2 protein-coding genes are annotated in these 522 nt (G+C 37.5%); both read left to right on the top strand.

What is annotated here, in order from left to right; genetic code table 11:
• The first annotated feature begins 16 nt into the window (after positions 1 to 16).
• Positions 17 to 109 (top strand): type II toxin-antitoxin system RelE/ParE family toxin, encoded by a 93-nt coding sequence (locus PVK70_RS18925; protein ID WP_443111807.1) that lies wholly within the window; start codon positions 17 to 19, stop codon positions 107 to 109.
• On the top strand, positions 109 to 402 hold the full coding sequence (locus tag PVK70_RS18920) for a HigA family addiction module antitoxin (RefSeq protein ID WP_017023495.1): 294 nt from the start codon (positions 109 to 111) through the stop codon (positions 400 to 402). Before PVK70_RS18925 ends, PVK70_RS18920 begins: the two co-directional genes overlap by 1 nt.
• Positions 403 to 522: the final 120 nt, after the last annotated feature.

Below are 522 nucleotides of genomic sequence, written 5' to 3'. Positions count from 1 at the left end.
AGGGGATAGAGATGGAATTTGGTCAATTACAGTAAATGGTAACTGGCGTGTTACTTTCGAATTTATCGATGGTAATGCTTACATTTTAAATTACGAGGATTACCATTAATGGCTATGTACAATCCCCCACATCCAGGTGAGTTTATCCATGACGTTTATATGGAACCATTTGGCTATAGTTGCCGCTTTGTTGCTAAACAACTTGATGTAGCTGCTTCAACTCTAAATCGAGTGATAAAGGGTAAGAGTTCAATTTCACCTGAAATGGCATTACGTCTTTCAAAATCACTAGGTCGTACGCCTGAAAGTTGGTTAACAATGCAAGACAATTACGATCTATGGCAAGCAAAGCAAAACGTGAATTTAACTAAGGTGCACACGATCAATTTTGCTATGGCGTAGTAAAATATAACAAATGCATCAACACGATTTACTACACACGGCATCTCAGGTTGTCGGGTGTTTATCATTTTAGGGTGTCAATTTTAAGTATAATTGCATAGTAGTAAACGTGTTATGCAG

This window comes from Aliivibrio sp. A6 (assembly GCF_028765505.1).
GTDB lineage: Bacteria > Pseudomonadota > Gammaproteobacteria > Enterobacterales > Vibrionaceae > Aliivibrio > Aliivibrio finisterrensis_A.
The sequence above is the reverse complement of the archived record's forward strand: the minus strand, read 5'-3'. Positions and strand labels throughout refer to the sequence as shown.

Excerpts from the sequence above, each read along its gene's own strand:
- PVK70_RS18920 (WP_017023495.1), top strand. The coding sequence starts at position 109 with ATGGCTATGTACAATCCCCCACATCCAGGTGAGTTTATCCATGACGTT.